Raw genomic sequence first — 18,808 nt, forward strand, 5'->3', positions numbered from 1 at the left:
GCGCGCCTGACCGGGCGAACTCTCGGGGGAAGCCTTTCCTTGAGTCATGCCCGAGCCCTCCCCAGACTCTCGCCGAGCAGGCCGGTGGGCCGGAACAGCAGGATGACGACCAGGAGCAGGAAGGCGACCACGTCGCGCCACTCCGAGCCCACCAGCGCCGAACCGTAGTTCTCGGCCAGGCCGAGGATGAAGCCGCCGAGGAGGGCGCCGCGCACGTTGCCGATGCCTCCGAGGACGGCGGCGGTGAACGCCTTCACACCGAGGAGGAACCCGGCGTTCCAGCGGGTGACGCCGAACCGCATCAGGTAGAGCAGCGCCGCCGCACCGGCCATCACGCCGCCGACGAGGAACGTCGCGCGGATGATGCGGTTGCGGTTGACGCCCATGAGCGCCGCTGCCTCGGAGTCCTGCGCGACCGCGCGGATCCCCCGGCCCGTCCGCGTCCGGCGGATGAACTGGTCCAGGGCGACCATCATGACGACGGCGCTGACGATGATGATCAGGTCCACGTTGGTCACCGTGTACCCGCCGACGGTGAACAGGCCCTCGGTCTCGAGCGGGTTCCGGAAGCGGGTGTTGTCACGCGCGGAACGGACGTAGGGATCGAGCGTGTCGCGCAACCCGAACCAGCCGGCCACGCGGTCGCGGAGACCCATGAGCTCGGCCAGGGCGAAGCTCGCTCCGATGGCGCTGATCAGGGCCACCAGGCGGGGGGCGTCCAGGCGGATGAGCCGGCGGTAGGCCACGCGCTCCAGCAGGAGGGCGACACCGCCGCTCACTGTCATGGCGGCGAGCAGGGCCAGCAGCAGGACACCGATGACGACCGGCAGGGCGCTCCCGGGGGCCACGCCGAGCGCGACGGTCACCCAGACCGCCGCGAAGCTGCCGAACATCCAGACTTCGGAGTGCGCGAAGTTGATCAGTTGGAGCACGCCGTAGACGAGCGTGTAGCCGAGGGCGACGAGGCCGTAGACGGCGCCGAGCACGAGACCGGTGACGGTCAGCTCGACGAAGTTGTCGATCAGGAAGGACACGAGGTCTCCGGGCGGCAGTGGGCGACGCGGCCGGGTCTCCTCGGTGAGGAGGCCCGGCCGCGCACTGGTGGGTCAGGAGCGGATCAGTCGGTCTCGATCTCCTGCTCCGCCACGATCTCGCCGTCCTCGACGATGTAGGCCCAGACGGCGACTTCCTGCGGCTCGCCGTCCTCGTCGAACGTGATGTTCTTCGTGATGCCCTGGCCCTCGTAGTCGTTGATCCACTCGAGCAGGGACTCACGGTCGGTGTTGCCCTCGAGGATGCCCTCGAGCAGCACGTTGGCGGCGTCGTACGCCTCCGCCGAGTAGGTGGCCGGCGCGGTGCCGAACTCCTCCTCGAAGGCCGAGTAGAAGTCCTGCTCCTCCTCCGGCGGCACGCACGGGCAGGTGATGACGGTGCCCTCGGCGGCGTCGCCGGCGGCCTCGATGAAGCCCGGGTCCTTCACGCCGTCGGCGACGACGAAGGTCGCCTCGACACCCGCGCCCCGCATCTGCTGCACGAGCAGGCCGGCCTCGGCGTAGTAGCCACCGAAGAACACCGCCTCGGCGTTCGAGCTGCGGATCGCGGTCACCGTGGCCGAGAAGTCGGTCTGACCGGTCTGGATCGTGTCCTCGCCGACCACGGCGTCGCCGAGGTCCTCGACCACGATCTCGGCCAGGCCGGCACCGTAGGCCGAGGCGTCGTCGACGACGAACACGCTCTCGCTACCGAGCTCCTGGATGTAGGCGGCCGCCGCCGGGCCCTGGGTGGCGTCGTTGCCGAGCACCCGGTGGAAGGTGTCCCAGCCGTTCTGCGAGAGGTCCGGGTTGGTGGCCGACGCGGAGATGGTCGGCAGCCCGCCCTCGGCGAAGATCGGGCCGGCGGTGTCGGACTCGCCGGAGAAGGCGGGGCCGACGATGCCGATCACGTTCTCGTCACCGATGGCCTGCGTGGCCAGACCGGTGGCCTGGTTCGGGTCACCGGCGGAGTCGTACTCCTCCAGCGTGACCTGGCAGTCCTCGTTCTCCTCGTTGAACTGGTTGACCGCCAGCTCGACACCGTTGCGGATGTTGATGCCGAGGTTGGCCGCGGAGCCGGTCAGGGCCCCGAAGTAGCCGATGGCGACGTCCTCGCAGCTGCCGGCCTCGCCACCGCCGCCCGAGGCCTCGTCGTCGTCGCCGCCCGAGGTGCCGCAGGCGCTGAGCGCCAGCGCCAGGGCGAGCACGGGCGCGCCCTTCTTGACCGAGAAACGCACATGTCCTCCAGAGCCAGATCGGCGGGCCGCTGGTCGGCCACGCCGGTGGTCGCGCCGTCCCGGTGGGAGCGGCTGGCACACAGTAGGTCGCGCCGAGCGCCAGTCCGAGAGGCCCCGGACGTTTCGTGACCGTCTCGTGATCGCCGGGTGGGATCGCTGCCGACCGGCGGCAACCGCCCCGGAACGCCGAACCGCGCGACCACCCGTCGCTTCGTCGGCGACGGAGGTCCGCCGCCGAAGAACCGACCGCTCCCTAGCCTGTGGCGGCATCGTTCCGACGGACGGCCGCTGCGTCAGGCGGACCCGGCCTCCGGGGGCACACCATCGGCGAGGATCCGCTCGGCGAACGCCTTCATGGACGTCCGCTCGTTCATGGCGGTGCGCTGCATCCACCGGAAGGCGTCGGGCTCGGTGATGCCCCGCTCGGCCATGAGGACGCCCTTGGCCTTCTCGACGACCTGACGGGCGGCCAGCCGCTCTCCGAGCGTCCGCACCTCGCCGTCCAGCGCGGCCATCTCCGCGAACCGCCCCCTGGCCACCTCGATCGCCGGGACGAGGTCGTTCTTGGAGAACGGCTTGACCAGGTAGGCCATGGCGCCGGCGTCGCGGGCCCGCTCGACCAGCTCGCGCTGGCTGAACGCGGTCAGCACGATCACCGGCGCGATGCGCGCCGAGGCGATCTGCTCGGCCGCCGACAGCCCGTCCAGCACGGGCATCTGGATGTCCAGGATCACCAGGTCCGGTGTCAGCTCCCGGGCGCGGTCGACGGCCTGCTGCCCGTCGCCCACCTCGGCCACGACGTCGTAACCCTCCTCCTCCAGCATCTCCTTGAGATCGAGGCGGATGAGTGCTTCGTCCTCGGCGATGAGAACCCTGGCCGGCGCGCTGCTCACGGGCCGAGTCTAGCGATGCCGGCACCGCTGGAGCCCCGGCTAGGCTGGCGCGGCAGCCGGCCACCCCGGCGCGCCCCCGTACCCCAATCGGCAGAGGGAGCGGATTCAAAACCCGCGCAGTGTGCGTTCGAGTCGCACCGGGGGCACTGTGCTGAACTGCGATCCTCCTGATCGCACCGCGGCCACGTGCCGTTCCCTGCCGCGGCGAGCGTGTCCGTCGCTGCTGCGCGGGACCCTCCGGGCCCCACTCGCCGCGACCGGACCGGCTCCGCTCCCGTCCCGGCGTCCTCGTCTCCGCCCGGCCTAGGGTGTTCCGCGTGACCGAGCCCGTTCCGCACATGACTCCCGAGCAGTTCCGGCAGCACGGCCACGAGGTCGTCGACTGGATCGCGGACTACTGGGAGCGGATCGGGTCGCTGCCGGTGCGGTCGACCGTCGCGCCCGGGGACGTGCGGGCCGGCCTGCCCGCTGCGCCGCCCGAGCAGGGCGAGCCGTTCGCCGGCGTCCTGGCGGACCTGGACCGCGTCGTCGTGCCCGGCCTCACCCACTGGCAGCACCCCGGCTTCTTCGGCTACTTCCCGGCCAACACCTCCGGACCCTCGGTGCTCGGCGACCTCGTCTCGGCCGGGCTCGGCGTCCAGGGGATGTCCTGGGTGACCAGCCCCGCCGCCACCGAGCTCGAGCAGCACGTCATGGACTGGTTCGCCGAGCTGCTCGGACTGCCCGCGTCCTTCCGCTCCACCGGCACCGGCGGCGGCATCGTCCAGGACTCCAGCTCCGGCGCCAACCTGGTCGCGCTGCTGGCCGCCCTGCACCGCGCCTCCGGAGGCGGCACCGTCCGCCGCGGCGTGGAGCCCGACCGCGCCACCGTCTACGTCTCCGCGGAGACGCATTCCTCCATGGAGAAGGCCGTGCGCATCGCGGGCCTCGGCAGCGAGGCCGTGCGCATCGTCGAGGTGGACGGCGACCTGGCGATGAACCCCGGCGCGCTCGCCGCCCGCATGGAGCGCGACGTCGCCCGCGGCTACATCCCGGTGCTGGTGTGCGCCACTGTCGGCACCACGTCGACCACCGCCGTCGACCCCCTCGCCGCGATCGGGGCGGTCTGCCAGAAGCACGGTGCGTGGCTGCACGTCGACGCCGCCTACGCCGGGGTCAGTGCCGTGGTGCCCGAGCTGCGGGAGCTCCAGGCCGGGGTCGAGTGGGCGGACAGCTACACCACCGATGCGCACAAGTGGCTGCTCACCGGCTTCGACGCCACCCTCTTCTGGGTCGCCGACCGCACCGCCCTCACCGGAGCCCTGGCGATCCTCCCCGAGTACCTCCGCAACGCCGCCACCGACGCCGGCACGGTCGTCGACTACCGGGACTGGCAGATCCCGCTGGGCCGCCGGTTCCGGGCGCTGAAGCTGTGGTTCGTGCTGCGCTGGTACGGCGCCGAGGGGCTGCGCGCCCACATCCGGAGTTCGGTCGCCCTCGCCCAGGAGCTGGCCGGCTGGGCGGAGGCCGACGAGCGGTTCGACGTCCTGAGCCCCCACCCGCTGTCCCTCGTCTGCCTCACCCCGCGCTGGCCGGCCGGCGTAGACGCCGACGTCGCCACCATGACCCTGCTCGAGCGGCTGAACGACGGCGGCGAGGTCTTCCTCACCCACACGACGGTGAGCGGCCGCGCCGTCCTGCGGGTGGCGGTCGGCGCGCCCAGCACCACCCGCGCGCACGTCGAGCGGTTGTGGACGCTGCTGCGCGAGGGCCACGACTGGCTGGCCGCCGACTTCGCCGCCCAGGCCGCCGAGCAGGCCGCCGCCCGCGAGGCGGCACGCGCCGAGCCCGAGCGCGAGGACGCCGCGAACCGGGCGGGCACCGAGCAGAGCGAGCAGGCCGCGCAGGCCTGACCGGCCTTGGCCACCGCCGACTCCGGCGGTCAGCGCTCCAGTGACCGGATGAGCCCCTGCTGCGTCACGGTCGCCACGTGGCTGCCGTCGGCGGACCAGATCTGGCCGAAGCACAGCGCCCGCCCGTGCGAGGCCACCGGACTGTCGGTCTCGTAGAGGAACCACTCGTCGGCCCGCACCGGCTGGTGGAACCACACGGCGTGGTCGAGGCTGGACCCCATCGTCGTGCCCCAGCCGCCCCCCAGCCGCGCCGTGCCGGCGCCGAGGAGGCTGAGGTCGCTGGCGAACGTCAGGGCGGCCGCGTGCACCGCCTGGTCGTCGGGCAGCTGGCCGAACACCCGCATCCAGGCCCAGGACTTCGTGTCGGGATAGGTCTTCGGCGGCCGGTCCCAGGGGTGCTCGAGCAGTCGCTGCTCCACGGCCTGGCCGATGCTCCGCGACACCCGCGTCTCGTCGCCGCGGGCGGCCATCAGCTCCATGAAGGTGGGCAGGCTCTCCGGCTCCGGGACGTCGGGCATCGGCAGGGCGTGCTGCGCCACCGCCGCCTCCCCCGCGGACGCGTCCGCGGTGAGCACGAAGATCGCGGCGTCCTTGTCTCCGCGCCGCTGCCACGCGACCACCCGGCGGGTGCTGAAGGTCCGGCCGTCCCGCATCCGCTCGACCGCGTAGCGGATCTCCGCCTGGGGATCGCCCGGGCGCAGGAAGTAGGAGTGCAGCGAGTGGACCGCGCGCCCCTCCGGCAGCGTCCGCGTCGCCGCCATGAGGGCCTGGCCGGCCACCTGCCCACCGAAGATGCGCTGCATCGCGGTGCGCGGGGTCTGCCCGACGAACAGGTCGGGCTCCCGCTCCTCCAGCGCCAGGACGGCCAGCAGGGCGGCGGCCTGCGTCCCGTCGGTCTCCTCGCTCACGAGTCGGTCCCGACCTCGTGCACCCGGATCAGGTTCGTGGAACCCACGGTGTTCGGCGGGCTCCCCGCCACGACGACGACGCGGTCGCCGACCTTCAGCCGGCCGATGGACAGCAGCGAGAAGTCCACCTGCGCCACCATGTCGTCGGTGTGCGCCACCTCCGGGACGAGGAAGGTCTCCACGCCCCAGGACAGCGCCAGCCGGCTGCGCACCCTCGGGTCGACGGTGAAGGCCAGCAGCGGCTGGCGCGGGTGCAGGGCCGAGAGCCGGCGGGCGGTCTCACCGGTCTGCGTGAAGGTGGCCAGCGCCTTGACGTCGAGCGCCTCGCCGACGTCCTTGGCCGCCCGGACGATCGCCCCCGAGCGGGACCGCGACCGGCGGATCACCTCCGGCACGGGCATGTGGTCGGTCTCGACGGCGTCGATGATCCGTTCCATCGTGCGGACCGCCGCGATCGGGTAGGCACCCACCGAGGTCTCCCCGGAGAGCATCACCGCATCCGCGCCGTCCAGCACCGCATTGGCGACGTCGGAGGCCTCGGCCCGCGTCGGCCGCGAGTTCGTGATCATCGACTCGAGCATCTGCGTGGCCACGATCACCGGTTTGTTGCGCTCGCGGGCCGACTGGATCGCCCGCTTCTGGACCAGCGGCACCTGCTCGAGCGGGAGCTCCACGCCGAGGTCGCCGCGGGCCACCATCAGGCCGTCGAATGCCTCGACGATGTCGTCGAGCCGCTCCACCGCCTCCGGCTTCTCGAGCTTCGCGATGACCGGGACCTCGACGTCCTCCTGCCGCATGATCTCGCGCACCAGCTCGACGTCGTCCGGCGAGCGGACGAACGACAGCGCGATGAAGTCCACCCCCAGCCCGAGGGCGAACCGGAGGTCCGCTTCGTCCTTGTCCGACAGGGCCGGCACGCTCACCGCCACACCGGGGAGCGAGAGCCCCTTGTTGTTCGAGACCGGACCGCCCTCGACCACCAGGCAGGTGACGTCCGGGCCCTCGACGGCGACGACGGTCAGCGCCAGGTTGCCGTCGTCCACGAGCAGCCGGTCCCCGACGGCGACGTCGTTGACGAGGTCCTTGTAGGTCGTCGACACGCGCTCCGCGGTGCCCTGGACGTCGTCGACGGTGATGACGACCCGGCTCCCGGTGGGCCACTCGACCGCTCCCTCGGCGAAGGTGCCGAGCCGGATCTTGGGGCCCTGGAGGTCCGCCAGCACCGCGACCGCGTGACCGGTGCGGTCGGAGGCCTCGCGCACCAGCCGGTAGGCGGCGGCGTGGTCGGCGTGGGCGCCGTGGCTGAAGTTCAGCCGGGCGACGTCCATACCGGACTCGGCGAGGGCGATCACCTGCTCGGCGGACGCAGTGGCCGGACCGAGGGTGCAGACGATCTTGGCGCGGCGGGACATGACTCCAACGCTATGACATGGCGATCCTCCGGATCGCACCGCGGCCAATTACCGTGCCCGAGTTCCTCGGAGCGTGTTCGTCACGCCTGCGTAGAGCCCTGCGGGCCCCACTCGGCCCGACAGACCGACATGCCTCAGCGGAGGGCGACGGCGGTGGGCGTGACGGGCCGGGGCAGCATCGAGCTCCCCGTGAGCCAGGTGTCGACCGAGGCCGCGGCGGCGCGACCCTCCGCGATCGCCCACACGATCAGCGACTGCCCCCGCCCGATGTCGCCGGCGACGAAGACGCCGGGCACCGTGGACATGAACTCGTCGTCCCGCGAGACGTTGCCGCGGCCGTCGACCTCGACCCCGAGGCTGTCCACGAGGCCGTCGGTCTGCGCACCGGTGAAGCCCATGGCGAGGAACACCAGGTCGGCGCGCAGCTCGCGTTCGGAGCCCTCGATCTTCTGGAAACGGCCGTCGACCCGCTCCACCTCGTGCAGCAGCAGCGCGCGCACGGTGCCGTCCTCGTTCCCGAGGAACCGCTCGGTGTTGACCGAGTACAGCCGCTCGCCGCCCTCCTCGTGCGCACTGGAGACGCGCATGATCATCGGGTAGGTCGGCCACGGGTTGCTGCCATGATCGCGGCGGTCCGGCGGCGCCGGCATGATCTCCAGCTGCGTGACCGAGGCCGCGCCCTGCCGGTGGGCCGTGCCGAGGCAGTCCGCCCCGGTGTCACCGCCGCCGATGATCACCACGTGCTTGCCGTGGGCGTCGATCGGCGGGTTCTCCAGCTCGCCGAGCGCCTGCAGGTTGCCGTACGGCAGGTACTCCATGGCCAGGTGGATGCCCGCCAGCTCCCGGCCGGGGGCCGGCAGGTCGCGGCCGATCGTCGCGCCACCGGCGAGCACCACGGCGTCGAAGTCGCCGCGCAGCTGCTCGACCGAGAGGTCGGCCGCCGCAGCGCCGCCCACCTCGACACCCGTGACGAACCGGGTGCCCTCGGCGCGCATCTGGTCCAGCCGCCGGTCCAGGACTGACTTCTCCATCTTGAACTCGGGGATGCCGTAGCGCAGCAGGCCGCCGACGCGGTCGGCCCGCTCGAACACGGTGACGTCGTGCCCGGCGCGGGTCAGCTGCTGCGCGGCGGCGAGGCCGGCCGGCCCCGAGCCGACGACGGCGACCTTCTTGCCGGTGCGCTCGGTGGGGGCGAGCGGGGTGACCCAGCCCTCGTCCCAGGCGCGGTCGATGATCTCCCACTCGATCTGCTTGATCGTGACCGGCGACTCCTGCAGGTTCAGCACGCAGGAGCCCTCGCACGGGGCCGGGCACAGCTTGCCGGTGAACTCCGGGAAGTTGTTGGTGGCGTGCAGGCGCTCGATCGCCTCCTGCCAGTCGTCCCGCCGGGCGAGGTCGTTCCACTCCGGGATCAGGTTGGCCACCGGGCAGGCGTGGTGGCAGAACGGGATGCCGCAGTCCATGCAGCGCGCCGCCTGCTTGCGCACCTCGGGGGTCGGGTACAGCGGGTCCTCGCCGTGCTGGCGGGCGTTGTACACGTCCTTCCAGTCACGGATGCGGACCTCGACGGGACGCCGCGGCGGCAGCTCCCGCTCGAACTTCAGGAATCCGGTGGTGTCAGCCACGTGCGTCCCTCCCTCGGGAAACGTCGACGAGTCCTGCACAGTCGCCCTGTTCCGGGCGCTGATGGGGGCGAGTGTGCAGATCTCGCCCCGAGGTGCCGCGGAGGTCAGCCACGAGCAGCCTCCATCACCGCGCGGTCGACATCGGTGCCGTTGGCCTCGGCCATCCGCGCCGCGTCCATCGCACGCCGGTAGTCCCGCGGCATGATCACGCTGAACTGCTCGGACCAGCGGCCCCAGTCGGCCAGCAGCGCGTGCGCCACCGGCGACTCGGTCTCCTCGGCGTAGCGGACCAGCACGTCGCGCAGCCACTGCGACGACTCGCCGTCCAGCGGGTCGATGTCGACCATCTCGGTGTTGACGCGGTGGCGGGCCAGGTCGAGCACGTAGGCGATGCCCCCGGACATCCCGGCCGCGATGTTGCGGCCGGTCGCACCCAGGATCACCGCCCGGCCGCCGGTCATGTACTCGAGCGCGTGGTCGCCGACGCCCTCCACGACGGCGAGCGCCCCGGAGTTGCGGACGCAGAACCGCTCCCCCACCCGGCCGCGCAGGAAGATCTCACCACCGGTCGCGCCGTAGCCGATGACGTTGCCGGCGATGACGTTGTCCTCGGCGGCGAACGACGCCTCCCGGGAGGGCCGCACGATGATCCGCCCGCCGGACAGCCCCTTGCCGACGTAGTCGTTCGCGTCGCCGAACAGCCGCATGGTGATGCCGCGGGGCACGAACGCGCCGAACGACTGCCCGGCCGATCCGCCGAAGGTGAGGTCGATCGTGCCGTCGGGCAGGCCCTCGCCGCCGAAGCGCCGGGTCACCATCGAGCCCAGCATCGTGCCGACGGTGCGGTTGACGTTGCGCACCGGCAGCTCGAGGCTGACCGGCCGCGCGTCGAGCAGCGCGCCCTCGCAGAGCTGGATGAGGGTCTGGTCGAGCGCGGTGTCGAGACCGTGGTCCTGATCGCGCACCTTGCGCCGCGGCGTCCCCTCCGGCAGCTCCGGCACGACCAGGAGCGGCGACAGGTCGAGACCCGAGGCCTTCCAGTGGTCGACCGCCGGGCGGGTGTCGAGCAGCTCGGCGTGGCCGATCGCCTCGTCGAGGGACCGGAACCCCAGCTCGGCGAGGTACTCGCGCACCTGCTCCGCCAGGAACTCGAAGAACGTGACGACGAACTCCGGCTTGCCGGTGAACCGCTTGCGCAGCTCGGGGTTCTGCGTCGCGACCCCGACCGGGCAGGTGTCGAGGTGGCAGACCCGCATCATGATGCAGCCCGACACCACCAGCGGTGCGGTGGCGAAGCCGTACTCCTCGGCGCCGAGCAGCGCCGCGATGATCACGTCGCGACCGGTCTTCATCTGACCGTCGGCCTGCACCACGATGCGGTCGCGCAGGCCGTTGGCCAGCAGCGTCTGCTGCGTCTCCGCGAGCCCGAGCTCCCACGGGGAGCCGGCGTGCTTGAGCGAGGTCAGCGGTGCGGCACCCGTCCCGCCGTCGTGCCCGGAGATGAGCACCAGGTCGGCGTGGGCCTTGCTCACGCCTGCGGCGACCGTCCCGACGCCGACCTCGGCGACGAGCTTGACGTTGATCCGCGCCTGGTCGTTGGCGTTCTTCAGGTCGTGGATGAGCTGCTTGAGGTCCTCGATCGAGTAGATGTCGTGGTGCGGCGGCGGGCTGATCAGGCCGACGCCCGGCGTGGAGTGCCGGGTGCGCGCCACCCACGGGTAGACCTTGCCGCCGGGCAGCTGACCGCCCTCGCCGGGCTTGGCACCCTGCGCCATCTTGATCTGGATGTCGTCGGCGTTGACGAGGTACTCGCTGGTCACGCCGAACCGGCCGCTGGCCACCTGCTTGATCGCCGAGCGGCGCAGGTCGCCGTTCGGGTCGGGGGTGAAGCGGTCGGGGTCCTCGCCGCCCTCGCCGGTGTTGGACTTGCCGCCCAGCCGGTTCATGGCGATGGCGAGGGTCTCGTGCGACTCCTGCGAGATGGAGCCATAGCTCATCGCGCCGGTCTGGAACCGCCTGACGATCTCGCTGACCGGCTCGACCTCGTCGATCGGCACGGGCGGGCGGACGCCCGTCCTCAGCGCGAACAGGCCGCGCAGCGTCCCGGCGTTCTCCGACAGCTCGTCGACGGCGTCGGTGTACTTCTGGAACACGTCGTACTGCCGCGAGCGGGTGGCGTGCTGGAGCAGGAACACCGTCTCGGGGTTGAAGAGGTGCACCTCGCCCTCGCGGCGCCACTGGTACTCGCCGCCGACCTCGAGCCGGCGGTGCGCGGTCTCCGTCGGGTTCTCCGGGAAAGCGCGGCGGTGGCGCATGGCCACCTCCTCGGCGAGGACGTCGATGCCGACGCCGCCCAGCGGGGCGGAGGTGCCGGTGAAGTACTCGTCGACGAGCTCCTGGGACAGGCCGACGACCTCGAAGATCTGCGCCATCGTGTACGAGCCGACGGTGCTGATGCCCATCTTGCTCATGACCTTGAGGACGCCCTTGCCGAGCGCCTTCACCATGTTGCGGACGGCCTGGGCGGGCTCCACACCGGTCAGCTGACCGTCGCGGATGAGGTCCTCGATGGACTCGAAGGCCAGGTAGGGGTTGACCGCGGCCGCGCCGTAGCCCAGCAGCAGCGCGACGTGGTGCACCTCGCGGCAGTCGCCCGACTCGACGACCAGGCCGACCTCCATGCGGGTCTTCTCCCGCACCAGGTGGTGGTGCACCGCGGCGGTCATGAGCAGCGACGGGATGGGCGCCCGCTTCTCGTCGCAGTCGCGGTCGGACAGCACGATGATCCGTGCGCCGGCGGCGATCGCCTTGCTCACCTTGGTGCGCAGGTCCTCGACCGCCTGGGCGAGCGCGGGCCCGCCGCCGTTGACGTCGAAGTGGCCGGTGATCCGGACGGCGGCGTAGCCGGGCAGGTCGCCGTCGTCGTCGATGTGCAGGATCTTGGCCAGCTCGTCGTTGTCGATGACCGGGAACGGCAGGAAGACCTGCCGGGCGGAGGCCGGCGTGGCCTTCAGCAGGTTCTGCTCCGGACCGAAGGTCCGCCCGAGGCTGGTGACCAGCTCCTCGCGGATCGCGTCCAGCGGCGGGTTGGTCACCTGGGCGAACAGCTGCCCGAAGTAGTCGTAGAGCAGCCGCGAGCGGTCCGACAGCGCCGCGATGGGGGTGTCGGTGCCCATGGAGCCGATCGGCTCGGCGCCGCTGGCGGCCATCGGCTGGACGAGGATGCGCAGCTCCTCCTCCGTGTAGCCGAACATCGTCTGCCGGCGGACGACGGACTCGTGGCTGGGCCGCGAGCGACGGCGCTCCGGCAGCGCGGGCAGGTGCACCAGGCCGGCGTGCAGCCAGTCCTCGTACGGGTTCTCCGCGGCCAGCGCGCCCTTGACCTCCTCGTCGGAGACGATCCGCCCCGACGAGGTGTCGACCAGGAACATCCGGCCCGGCTGCAGCCGGCCCTTGGCGACGACGTCGGCGGCCGGGATGTCCAGGACCCCGACCTCGCTGGCCAGGACGACCAGGTCGTCCTTGGTGTGCCACCAGCGGCCGGGGCGCAGCCCGTTGCGGTCGAGGACGGCGCCGATGAGCGTGCCGTCGGTGAAGCACACCGCGGCGGGCCCGTCCCACGGCTCCATGATCGAGGAGTGGAACCGGTAGAAGGCCCGGCGGGCCGGGTCCATCTCGTCGTGGTTCTCCCACGCCTCCGGGATCATCATGAGGACGGCGTGCGGGAGCGAGCGGCCCGAGAGGTGCAGCAGCTCGAGCACCTCGTCGAAGGTCGCCGAGTCGCTGAAGTCGCTCGCGGTGACCGGGAAGATCCGCTCCAGGCCGAGCTCCGAGGCCGGGCCGGCCGGGCCGTCGAACATCTCCGTGGCGAGCTTCGCCTCGCGGGCCCGCATGCGGTTGCGGTTGCCCTTGATCGTGTTGATCTCGCCGTTGTGGGCGACGAACCGGAACGGGTGGGCCAGCGGCCAGCTCGGGAAGGTGTTGGTCGAGAAGCGGCTGTGCACCAGCGCGATCGCCGACTCGTAGCGCTCGTCGCGCAGGTCGGGGAAGAACAGCGGCAGCTGGTCGGTGGTCAGCATGCCCTTGTAAGTGATCGTCCGCGACGACAGCGAGGCGATGTAGAGCGAGCTGCCCGCGTCGACCGCGGCACGCTCGGCGCGCTTGCGGAGCACGAACGACCGACGCTCCAACCGGGTGACCCCGTGGCACTCGACGTTGCCGCCGAAGGCGTCGGCGTCGGCGCGGGCGCCCATCGTCTCGGCGACGAACAGCTGGGCGAAGTGCGGCATGACCGCGCGCGCGGTCGGGCCGAGGTCGGCGCCGTCGGGGTCGATCGGCACGTCGCGCCAGCCCAGGACGGTCAGCCCCTCCTCGTCGGCGAGACGGGCGACGTCCTCCACGCGGGCGGCGCGCTCGGACTCGTCCGCGGGCATGAAGGCGATGCCCACCGAGTACTCACCGGCGGGCGGCAGCTCGAAGCCGACGCTGGCGCGCAGCAGCGCGTCGGGCACCTGGGTGAGGATGCCGGCGCCGTCACCCGAGTTCGGCTCGGCACCGGCGGCCCCGCGGTGGTCGAGGTTGTGCAGGGCGGTCAGGCCCTTGGCGACGATGTCGCGCGAGCGCCGGCCGCGCGCGTCGGCCACGAAGGCCACGCCGCAGGCATCCTTGTCGTTCGCCGGGTCGTAGAGGCCGACGGCGGGCGGAACGGCGGAGAACGGGACGGCGGTGCCGCGGGGCGCGGGCTGCGCACCCGGGACCGCTGGCGCAGCGGCAGGGTCGGTGAAGTCGGGCATGTCACTCCCGTCGTCGGCGGCGTCCGGCCCCGGCGGGGGACGGACGGGGCGGAATTCCCGGGCCTGTGGTCAAGGACGGCGTAGCTGGCGGCACGGAAGCGAGTGCGGCCGTCGGCGGAGGAAAGGTACGCCTCGCGGACCGATGACCGACTCGCGGAGCCATCCGGGTGGTGACCGGCGTGGCTGTCGTGCGCGGGGCAGCGTTGGCCCGGTTCCGACGGAGATGACCCGGCCAGGATCGCCGGCGGGTCAGAGCGAAGGGTACACAGCCGTAACACCACGGCCATACCGGAAAACATCACATCGGGCGCGTCGGCAGGATCACACGGATCCCTGTCCGGATCGTCGCGAGTGCGCCGCCTCAGCCCCGGTCGCGTCGGCGGTCGCCGTCACCGTCGGGGGCCGAGGAGGCGGAAGGCGTGCTCCCCGTCGCCGTCCCCTCGCCCGCCACGCCGTCCTCTCCGGCGGCGGCGTCCCGACCCCGGGTGATGACCTCGCGGGGGCGGCCCCGCTGCCAGACCAGGTAGGCGACGGCGAGCAGCCCCACCACGATCGCCGTGAACACGTTGAGCCGGATGTCGAGGATCCGGTTCGCGTCGTCGATGCGCAGCAGTTCGATCCAGAGCCGGCCGGCGCAGTAGAGGGCCACGTACAGCGCGAAGGCACGCCCGTGGGACAACCGGAAACGCCGGTCGGCCCAGATGACGACAGCCGCCGCGGCGAGGTTCCACAGGAGCTCGTAGAGGAACGTCGGGTGGAAGGTCGCGACGGCCTCGAACCCGCGCTGGCGGTTCTCCGGGTCGATCTCCAGGCCCCACGGCAGATCGGTCGGCCTGCCGTAGAGCTCCTGGTTGAACCAGTTGCCGAGCCGGCCGATGGCCTGGGCCACCAGCAGGCCGGGTGCGACGGCGTCGGCGAAGGCCGGCAGCGGGATGCCGCGTCGCCGGCAGGCGATCCAGGCACCGACCCCGCCGAAGAAGATGGCACCCCAGATCCCGAGGCCGCCCTCCCAGATGGCGAAGGCCTTCAGCGGCTCACCACCCTCGCCGAAGTACGCCTGGGGACTCGAGATCACGTGGTAGATGCGTCCGCCGATGATCCCGAACGGCACCGCCCAGACGGCGATGTCGAGGACGTCCTCCGGCGCGCCGCCCCGTGCCCGCCAGCGCCGGTCGGTCAGCCAGATGGCGGCCACGATGCCGGCGATGATGGCCAGCGCGTACGCGCGCAGCGGGAAGGGTCCGAGCTCCCAGACGCCCTGCGCCGGGCTGGGGATCGAGGCCAGCAGGGTCATGCCGGCGCCCCTGCCCGGCGGACGCCCGCGGCGAGGTCGGCCGTGAGCGCGCGGATCCCGTCGGCGCCCCGGCCCTCGAGCAGCTCCCGCACGTAGGCCGAGCCCACGATGACGCCGTCGGCGAAGGCGGCGAGCTCGGCGGCCTGGGCGCCGTTCGAGACGCCGAGCCCCACGCAGAGCGCGATGTCCGGCCGCGCCTCGCGGGTGCGGGCCACGAGCGTACGGGCCGCGTCGCTCACGGTGTCCCGGGCACCGGTCACGCCCATGGTCGAGGCGACGTACACGAAACCCCGGCTCGCCGCGGTCGTCGAGCGCAGCCGCACGTCGGTCGACGAGGGGGCGACGAGGAAGACCCGGTCGAGGTCGGCGCGCTCGGAGGCGGCGATCCACTCGCCGGCTTCGTCGGGGATGAGGTCCGGGGTGATGAGCCCTGCTCCCCCGGCCGCGGCGAGATCGGTGGCGAACCGTTCGACGCCGTAGCGCTCGATGGGGTTCCAGTAGGTCATGACCACCGGGACGGCGCCGGCGGCGGCGACGGCCTCGACCGCCCGCAGCACGTCGCGCAGGCCGACCCCCGCCTTCACGGCGACGTCGACCGCCTCCTGGATCACCGGGCCGTCCATGCCGGGGTCGCTGTACGGGACGCCGATCTCGATGACGTCGGCGCCGGCCTCGACGGCGGCCACCATGGCCTCGATCGACCCCTGGACGTCGGGATAGCCCACCGGCAGGTACGCGATGAGCGCCGCGCGCCCCTCGGCCTTCGCCTTGCCGATGCGGTCCGCCAGAGCGCTCACGCCTGCTCCCCCAGGGCCGATATGGCCATTCTGGCCCTGTTCACGACTGCTCCCCCGCGTCCTGGCCGGCGACGGCCTCGTCGTTGCTGACCGCGCCCTCGGTGGGGTTCTGGTCGGTGTCCAGGCCGGGGCCCGGGTCGACCTCCTCGCGGTCGCCCAGCCCGAACCACCGCGACGCGGTCTCCACGTCCTTGTCCCCGCGGCCGGAGAGGTTCACCAGCAGCAGGGCGCCCTCCCCCAGTTCCTTCCCCAGCGTCATGGCACCGGCCAGGGCGTGCGCCGACTCGATCGCCGGGATGATCCCCTCGGTGCGGCAGAGCAGCGCGAACGCCTCCATCGCCTCGGCGTCGGTGACCGGCCGGTACTCGGCCCGGCCGATGTCGTTGAGGTAGGAGTGCTCCGGCCCGACGCCGGGATAGTCCAGCCCGGCGCTGATCGAGTGCGACTCGATCGTCTGGCCGTTCTGGTCCTGCAGCAGGTAGGAGCGGGCACCGTGCAGGACGCCCGGCGAGCCGCCGGTGATGGTGGCCGCGTGCCGGTCGGTGTCCACGCCGTCGCCGCCGGCTTCGAGGCCGACGAGCCGCACGCCGTCGTCGGGGACGAACGCGGTGAAGATGCCGATCGCGTTCGAGCCGCCACCGACGCAGGCGAGGACGGCGTCGGGCAGCCGGCCCTCGCGCTCGAGCACCTGGGCGCGGGCCTCGTCGCCGATCACCCGCTGGAAGTCCCGCACCATGGCCGGGAAGGGGTGCGGGCCGGCGACGGTGCCGAAGACGTAGTTCGTCGTCTCCACGTTGGTGACCCAGTCGCGGAACGCCTCGTTGATCGCGTCCTTGAGCGTTCGGGAGCCGGTGGTGACCGGGATGACCTCGGCGCCGAGCAGCCGCATCCGGGCCACGTTGAGCGCCTGGCGGCGGGTGTCCTCCTCGCCCATGTACACGGTGCAGGACAGCCCCATGAGCGCCGCGGCGGTCGCCGTCGCGACCCCGTGCTGGCCGGCCCCGGTCTCGGCGATGACCCGGCTCTTGCCGATCCGCTTGGTGAGCAGCGCCTGGCCCAGCACGTTGTTGATCTTGTGCGAGCCGGTGTGGTTGAGGTCCTCGCGCTTGAGCAGCACCCGCGCGCCGCCGCAGTGCTCGGCGAACCTGGGCACCTCGGTGACCGGGCTCGGCCGGCCGGTGTAGTCGCGCTGCAGCCGGGCGAACTCCTCGAGGAAGGCGGGGTCGACCCGCATCGCCTCGTAGGCCTCGGTCAGCTCGTCCAGGGCGGCGATCAGGGCCTCGGGTACGAAGCGGCCGCCGAAGACACCGAAGTGGCCGGTGGCGTCGGGCCAGCCCGGGCGCGCCGGCAGAGAGAGATCTCCGGGCTGCGGCAACGAACTGGCGGTCATGGGCCTAGTGTCCCGCGCCGCCTCGGCCCTCATGCAGGGGCCCGCCGCGAGCGTGCGAGTGGTGGGGGGCAGGAGGGCCCTCCACTTAGCGGCTGGTTCCCGGCGTGGCCGGGTGGGAGCCCGCGGTGACCAGGTCGGCGACGGCCTGGCGGGCGTCGCCGGCGGTGACCAGCCCCTCCCCCACGAGCACGGCGTCGGCCCCCGCGGCGGCGTAGCTGATCAGGTCGTGCGGGCCCCGGACACCGGACTCGGCGATCTTGACGACGTCCGACGGCAGTCCCGGTGCGATCCGCTCGAAGGTGGAGCGGTCGACCGCCAGGGTGGTGAGGTCCCGGGCGTTGACCCCGATCACCGAGGCTCCGGCGGCCAGCGCACGGTCGGCCTCGGCCTCGGTGTGCACCTCCACCAGCGCGGTCATGCCGAGCGATTCGACCCGCTCCAGCAGCCCGGTGAGCACGTTCTGCTCCAGCGCGGCCACGATGAGCAGGACGACGTCGGCACCGTGGGCGCGCGCCTCGTGCACCTGGTAGCTGCTGACGACGAAGTCCTTGCACAGGATCGGCACGTCGACGACGGCCCGGACCGCCTGGAGGTCGGCCTGCGAACCACCGAACCGCCGCCGCTCGGTGAGCACGGAGATGACGCGGGCGCCGCCGGCGGCGTACTGGCGGGCCAGCTCCGCGGGGTCGGGGATGCCGGCCAGCTCGCCCTTCGAGGGGCTGCGGCGCTTGACCTCGGCGATGACGCCGACGCCGGATGCCCGCAGCGCGGCCTGGGCGTCCAGGGCCGGGCGGGCGTCGGCTGCTGCGGCCTTGACCTCGGCCAGCGGGGTGCGCGCCTCGCGGGCGGCGAGGTCCTCCCGGACGCCGGCGACGATCTCGTCGAGAACACTCACGAGGTCGCCTCTGCCGGCGCGGATGCCCGCCCGTCGCCCGTCACCACTGCCTGTCGCACGTCGTCCCCTCACCAGCCGGATCGGTGGAACCACTCTAGAGGCGGCGCCGACCCCGCCCGGCCAGGGGGCGGAGGACGCGAGCCCGTGCGGTTCCGCTATACGTCCGTCCGGTCAGTCGTGGGGTCCTCGCCCCGGTCCAGCGCCTTCCATGCCTCGGCGGCCCGGTCCTCGTCGGTCCTCGGTGCGGACGGCGCGGTCGCCGCCGGGGCGATGACCCCGGCTACCGGCGTCGCCCCCGGCCGCTCGTAGCGGCGCCCCATGCCCGGCCACGCCCGCCCACGGATCGCCACGAAGGCGCCGGCGGCGATCGCCAGCGCACCGGCGACCAGCGCGAGCGTCGGCCAGGTGGTACCCACCTCGGCCGACGTCCCGGTCACCGTCGCCCCGGCCAGTCCGGGCAGGTCGCGACCCGCCTCGTCGAGCCCACCGGTCAGGACGCGCAGCCCGGACCAGCCGAGCGCTCCCCCGGCCAGGGCCGCGAGGAGGCCGACCAGCACGCGGCCGGTGCCGCGCACGGCCAGCAGCGCCACCGCCGCCGCCAGCAGGACCAGCCCGGCGGCCGGGACGAGGGGGGCGGCGT

At 72.7% G+C, this 18,808-nt stretch carries 13 protein-coding genes and 1 tRNA gene; 2 read left to right on the forward strand and 12 right to left on the reverse strand.

Annotated elements, in window-relative coordinates; translation table 11 throughout:
- Positions 1 to 44 precede the first annotated feature (44 nt).
- From BN344_RS00840 to BN344_RS00850, 3 genes are all read right to left on the reverse strand, one after another.
- Positions 45 to 1,034 (reverse strand): branched-chain amino acid ABC transporter permease, encoded by a 990-nt coding sequence (locus BN344_RS00840; RefSeq protein ID WP_040336650.1) that lies wholly within the window; start codon positions 1,032 to 1,034, stop codon positions 45 to 47.
- 83 nt (positions 1,035 to 1,117) lie between these two features.
- Positions 1,118 to 2,269, reverse strand: a complete 1,152-nt coding sequence (locus BN344_RS00845) for a branched-chain amino acid ABC transporter substrate-binding protein (RefSeq protein WP_040336651.1) — start codon at positions 2,267 to 2,269, stop codon at positions 1,118 to 1,120.
- Positions 2,270 to 2,562: 293 nt separating this feature from the next.
- Positions 2,563 to 3,162 carry an ANTAR domain-containing response regulator gene (locus BN344_RS00850; protein WP_040336652.1) on the reverse strand — a complete coding sequence of 200 codons (600 nt, stop codon included), beginning with the start codon at positions 3,160 to 3,162 and terminating at the stop codon, positions 2,563 to 2,565.
- A 72-nt stretch (positions 3,163 to 3,234) separates the two neighbouring features.
- Here BN344_RS00850 and BN344_RS00855 point away from each other — a divergent pair.
- Together BN344_RS00855 and BN344_RS00860 are read left to right on the forward strand one after the other, a co-directional pair.
- Positions 3,235 to 3,308: transfer RNA gene (locus BN344_RS00855), tRNA-Leu, on the forward strand.
- A 171-nt stretch (positions 3,309 to 3,479) separates the two neighbouring features.
- On the forward strand, positions 3,480 to 5,054 hold the full coding sequence (locus BN344_RS00860) for a pyridoxal-dependent decarboxylase (RefSeq protein ID WP_231486391.1): 1,575 nt from the start codon (positions 3,480 to 3,482) through the stop codon (positions 5,052 to 5,054).
- Positions 5,055 to 5,083: 29 nt separating this feature from the next.
- Here BN344_RS00860 and BN344_RS00865 read toward each other — a convergent pair whose 3' ends face one another.
- The 9 genes from BN344_RS00865 to BN344_RS00905 form a co-directional block, all read right to left on the reverse strand.
- Positions 5,084 to 5,962, reverse strand: coding sequence for an acyl-CoA thioesterase (locus BN344_RS00865; RefSeq protein WP_040336653.1), 879 nt, complete (start codon positions 5,960 to 5,962; stop codon positions 5,084 to 5,086).
- Entirely contained in the window at positions 5,959 to 7,374 is a 1,416-nt protein-coding gene (gene pyk / locus BN344_RS00870) for a pyruvate kinase (RefSeq protein ID WP_040336654.1), read from the reverse strand. Before pyk ends, BN344_RS00865 begins: the two co-directional genes overlap by 4 nt.
- 134 nt (positions 7,375 to 7,508) lie before the next feature.
- A complete protein-coding gene (locus BN344_RS00875) occupies positions 7,509 to 8,999 on the reverse strand; it encodes a glutamate synthase subunit beta (RefSeq protein ID WP_040336655.1) in 1,491 nt (496 codons plus the stop codon).
- 104 nt (positions 9,000 to 9,103) lie between these two features.
- Entirely contained in the window at positions 9,104 to 13,792 is a 4,689-nt protein-coding gene (gene gltB, locus BN344_RS00880; RefSeq protein WP_040336656.1) for a glutamate synthase large subunit, read from the reverse strand.
- A gap of 361 nt (positions 13,793 to 14,153) precedes the next feature.
- Positions 14,154 to 15,086, reverse strand: coding sequence for a prolipoprotein diacylglyceryl transferase (gene lgt, locus BN344_RS00885; RefSeq protein WP_081788288.1), 933 nt, complete (start codon positions 15,084 to 15,086; stop codon positions 14,154 to 14,156).
- The gene (trpA, locus tag BN344_RS00890) at positions 15,083 to 15,883 is read right to left on the reverse strand and encodes a tryptophan synthase subunit alpha (RefSeq protein ID WP_040336657.1); all 801 of its coding nucleotides are present in this window, start codon (positions 15,881 to 15,883) and stop codon (positions 15,083 to 15,085) included. The genes lgt and trpA overlap by 4 nt, the downstream gene beginning before the upstream one ends.
- A 40-nt stretch (positions 15,884 to 15,923) precedes the next feature.
- Entirely contained in the window at positions 15,924 to 17,273 is a 1,350-nt protein-coding gene (trpB, locus tag BN344_RS00895) for a tryptophan synthase subunit beta (RefSeq protein WP_051515386.1), read from the reverse strand.
- An 85-nt stretch (positions 17,274 to 17,358) separates the two neighbouring features.
- The gene (gene trpC / locus BN344_RS00900) at positions 17,359 to 18,168 is read right to left on the reverse strand and encodes an indole-3-glycerol phosphate synthase TrpC (protein WP_051515387.1); all 810 of its coding nucleotides are present in this window, start codon (positions 18,166 to 18,168) and stop codon (positions 17,359 to 17,361) included.
- 155 nt (positions 18,169 to 18,323) lie between these two features.
- Positions 18,324 to 18,808, reverse strand: a 485-nt coding sequence (locus BN344_RS00905) for a Trp biosynthesis-associated membrane protein (protein WP_231486392.1), incomplete at its 5' end; no start/stop codon positions are given.

The sequence above is a fragment of the Candidatus Blastococcus massiliensis AP3 genome (assembly GCF_000582785.1).
GTDB lineage: Bacteria > Actinomycetota > Actinomycetes > Mycobacteriales > Geodermatophilaceae > Blastococcus > Blastococcus massiliensis.